The organism is Mesorhizobium sp. M7A.F.Ca.MR.362.00.0.0 (genome assembly GCF_004023175.1).
Taxonomy (GTDB): domain Bacteria; phylum Pseudomonadota; class Alphaproteobacteria; order Rhizobiales; family Rhizobiaceae; genus Mesorhizobium.
Genome location: NZ_RZTF01000073.1, coordinates 5,814 through 9,760 on the forward strand (window position 1 = coordinate 5,814; position 3,947 = coordinate 9,760).

At 63.6% G+C, this 3,947-nt stretch carries 4 protein-coding genes; 1 reads left to right on the forward strand and 3 read right to left on the reverse strand.

The window, feature by feature from the left end; translation table 11 throughout:
* On the reverse strand, positions 1–643 hold a 643-nt coding region (locus EOC06_RS12445), incomplete at its 3' end, for a DMT family transporter (RefSeq protein WP_245469530.1).
* Between the two features lie 222 nt (positions 644–865).
* Between EOC06_RS12445 and EOC06_RS12450 the strand changes: the two genes are divergently transcribed.
* Positions 866–1,747 (forward strand): LysR family transcriptional regulator, encoded by an 882-nt coding sequence (locus EOC06_RS12450; RefSeq protein ID WP_128307889.1) that lies wholly within the window; start codon positions 866–868, stop codon positions 1,745–1,747.
* Here EOC06_RS12450 and EOC06_RS12455 read toward each other — a convergent pair.
* Together EOC06_RS12455 and EOC06_RS12460 are read right to left on the reverse strand one after the other, a co-directional pair.
* A complete protein-coding gene (locus EOC06_RS12455; protein WP_128307890.1) occupies positions 1,726–2,097 on the reverse strand; it encodes a glyoxalase superfamily protein in 372 nt (123 codons plus the stop codon). The genes EOC06_RS12450 and EOC06_RS12455 overlap by 22 nt on opposite strands.
* A gap of 111 nt (positions 2,098–2,208) precedes the next feature.
* On the reverse strand, positions 2,209–3,947 hold a 1,739-nt coding region (locus tag EOC06_RS12460; RefSeq protein ID WP_245469524.1), incomplete at its 5' end, for a TIGR02302 family protein.

Consider the following 3,947-nt stretch of genomic DNA (forward strand, 5'->3'; position numbering starts at 1 on the left):
CCAGGAATTCCAGGCTCGGGTGAACGGCGTGTGTGATGCCGGCCAGGTGAAACGCCCCGGCAACCACGGCGGCGCCGACCAGATAGGCGCCGTTCTGATAGAAGGCCATGACGGTGGACGATTCAGTATCGCCGATCTTGCGGGCCATCAGCTGCGAAAAACCATAGAGCGCCGCCGAGCCCAGCGACAGCAGCGCTGCCCAGTCGAACAGCCCTGCGCCGGGGCGCAGCATCACGAGGACGCCGAACAAGCCGATCAGCACGGTTGCCAGTGTCTGCCAGGAGACCCGCTCGCCAAGGTACGGTCCGGCCAGCACCATGATGAACAGCGGCGCCATGAAATAAAGCGCCACCGCATCGGCGAGCGGCAAAGCGGCGATGGCCAGGTAGTACATCGTATAGGAGGTGAACTGGATGAAGGCGCGCACCGTCAGCATGCCGAATCGCTTCGAAAGGATCGCCCGCAAGCCGACATCGGCATGGACCAGAACGATCAGGATAGGCAGGGCGACGATCGAGCGGATCGCCATCACCTCGGTCACCGGATAGCCGCTCGACACGGCTTTGACGAGCGGATCCTGCAGCGAAAAGACCAGCACGCCGAGGCACAGGCTCAGGATGCCGCCCACCATCCGATTCTGCATCTGCATCCAGGCTCCTGCGCGTACGACCCGAAGCTGCCGTCTGCGGGGTAAAAAGAACCCGCCACCGTTTCGGGCAGCGGGCACGAGTGAGGACTCTTGATTGGTCCGCGGCTGATTTCGCAGCCGCATATCCAATGGGTATGGCGACTATCGTCCGCCGTTTGACATGTTGCAAACGAATTGGAATGATGCCAGCAATCAAATTCTCTTATGGCGGATTCCATGCGGCCGACCCTCGACAGCGACCTCCTGCGAACCTTCGTGGCGATTGCCGAGACCGGCAATTTCACCAAGGCGGCGGAGCAGGCCGGCCGCACCCAATCCGCGGTGTCGATGCAGATGAAGAAGCTCGAAGAGCTGATCGGCGCCAGCCTGTTCGAGCGCGGTTCGCGCGGCGTCGCGTTGACGCGGCGCGGCGGCGAACTCATCGTCAACGCCCGCCGCATTGTCTCGCTGCTCGACGAGACGTCGGCATCGATGGCGGCAGCGCCGCTTGGCGGGCCGGTGCGCATCGGCATTCCGGAGGAATATGGCCACGCCATCCTGTCGCGCGCGCTCGGCGCCTTCTCGAAGCGTCATACACAGGTCGAGGTCACCGTGCGCTATGCCCATTCCGGGGCACAGATGGCGGCGCTCGCTGCCGGCGAACTCGATCTGTGCGTGGTGTTCGAATGGCAGGATCCCGCCGGCGGCGAAGTGCTGATGCACGACCCGACCGTGTGGGTGACGTCGACCCTGCATCACATGCATGAGGAACAGCCGGTGCCGATCGCGCTCTACAACCGGGCCGGCTGGTGCAAGGACTTCGCCATCAAATCACTGGAGCAGCGCGATCTTGCCTATCGTGTCGCTTATACCAGCGACACCACCGGCGGCCTCAAGCTCGCCGTCACCTCCGGACTGGCGATCGCGCCGATTTCGCGCAGCAACATTCCGGATGGCTGTCGTGAACTGACCAGAGCGGACGGATTCGGCGCCATCGATTCCTCCAACGTGGTGATGCACCGCAACCCCAATGCGTCAGGTGAGGCGATCGACGGCATGCAGGATGCGATCCGCGAAGCCTTCATCAACAGGCTCAGTCAGCCGGCGGCATCCTCGTAGAAATGCAGCCTGTTGCCGAACGGATCGGCGACCGATACCTCGCGGGTCTTCCAAGGCGGATCTTCCACGCCCGGCCTGGCGAAGCGGTAGTTTTTGCCGATCAGTTCGCCATGAAGAGCGGTGATGTCCTCGACCTCGATGCGCAGGGCCATGCCGGGTGCACCGTCGCCATGATGTTCGCTGAGATGCAGAACGCAGCCGTCGCGGCCGACCGCCATGTAAAGCGGCGCGTCGTCGGCGAAGCGATGTTCCCACTGCACCTCAAAGCCGAGGAAGCCGACATAGAATTCACGCGCCTTGGCAATGTCGAAGATGTGCAGGATGGGTGTGACGGCGCCAAGTCTGGGCATGGTGGTGCAACCGTGCGAGAGGTTTTCAGGTGGGATGGACGCGGGCGGCAATCCCTTTGTTTTTTCGCGATTCCGGACGGAAAACCGCTTCACAATTTTCCTGGAATTGCTCTATTTCAGCTCAAGCAGCCGTTCCAGATAGCTGCGTTCGATGTCGGGGCTGAGCGCATTGCCGAGCCGTTTGCGGATCGCTTCCAGAATCTGACGGGCGCGCTGCACGTCGATCTCGTCGGGCACCTTCACCGAATCGCCGAAATCGGGACCCTGGCTGGCGCGCGGCCGGCCTAGCGGATCACGGTCGGTGTTCTGCTGGCGGCCGCCTTCCTCGCCGCCGCCCTGGTCGCCCTGCATGGCCTGCATCTGCTTCATCATGTCCTTGGCGCCCTTGCGCAGCGCTTCCAGGGCCCGGCCCTGATGACCGACGGCCGCATCGCCTTCACCCTCGCCGAGTGCCTGTTCGGCATTGCCCATGGACTTGCCGGCCTCGCCAAATCCTTCATTGGGCTCCATACCCATGCCTTCGAGGCCCTTCTTCAGCTGATCCAGGTCGCTTTGCAGCTGGCCCTGGCCCTGCTGCAGCTGTTTCAGCGCATCGGCGAATTCCTGGGGTGTCATCGGCTTTTGCCGGGCGAGCGGATCGCGGTCTTCGCCGACGCCGGGTCTGTCCTCATCCTGGCCGCCTTCGCCGAGCTGCTCGTCACGGTTCTGCCCGCGCTGGCGCTCGCCGCGCTGCATCTGATCCATGCGGAAGGTGTCGTTCATCATCTCCTGCTGACGCCGCAGGATCTCACCCAGCTTGTCCATCTGCTGGCGCATCTCGCTGTCCTGCTGGCCGCCTTGCTGCTGACGGCCGGCTTGCAGATTGTTCATCATGTCCTGCAGTTGCGACAGCAGTTGCTGGGCCTTGTCGCGATCTCCGGACTTCGCCAGGTTTTCGATCTGGTCCATCATGCGATCGATGTCGCTCTGGCGCAGTTCCTGGCCATTCTGCTGCATCTGCGGGGCGTTGGGATTCTGCTTGGCGCGCTCCGCGAATTCCTGCAGGAACTGGTTCATCGCCTCGCGCAGTTCCTTCATCGCCTTTTCGATTTCAGCGTCGCTGGCGCCATTCTTGATGGCGTCCTGCAGCGCCTGTTGCGCCTGGCGCAGCCGCTTTTCGGCGGCCGAAAGATTGCCTTCCTCGATGCCGAGCGCGATTTCCCAGAGATAGGAGACCTCGCTGCGCAATTGATCGTCGCTCTCGGCCATCTTCAGCCGGGTGCGGGCGCTCATGATGGCGAGATAGTGGGACATGTTGTCGAACGTATCTTCCGGCCGAAGTGTGATGGCGTCCATCAGGTCGAGCACGCGCGGCTTGGCGTTGGCGTCGAGCGCCAGCAGGCGGCGCTGTTCGATCACGGCGCGTGCCAGCGGATTGGCGAAAGGCCGCTCCGGCATCAGCAGCGTCTTGGTTTCGCTCGATGCGGTGTGCCCGGCATCATCGGTGGCGACCAGCGTCAGCTTGATGCTGCTGCCGGCCCAGACATGCTCGGTCAGGTCCTTGGAGGTCTTGGCGGCGTTCGACTTGCCGCCGCGGCGCGGCAGCGTCAGCGGCATTTCAGGTGCACCGTACAGCGGACGCGCATTCGGCGCCTGCGGATCGGCGAGCGCGAACACTGCCTTGGCGGTGGCGGCGCCATAGTCGTCGTCGATCTGGTAGTTTAGCTCGAAGGCGCCGTTTGCGGCGCGCTTGGGCTCGCCGACGAAGCGGATCTGCGGCGGCTTGTCCGATATGACCGCGAAGGCCCAGCGGCCGAGCTGTTCCTCGCCCGACGTCAGCGTCAGCGTGCCGTCGCCGGTCAGCTTGCTGG

Bases quoted from the DNA above. Each gene is read 5' to 3' on its own strand.
- EOC06_RS12450 (WP_128307889.1), top strand. From the start codon at position 866: ATGCGGCCGACCCTCGACAGCGACCTCCTGCGAACCTTCGTGGCGATT.
- EOC06_RS12455 (WP_128307890.1), bottom strand. From the start codon at position 2,097: ATGCCCAGACTTGGCGCCGTCACACCCATCCTGCACATCTTCGACATT.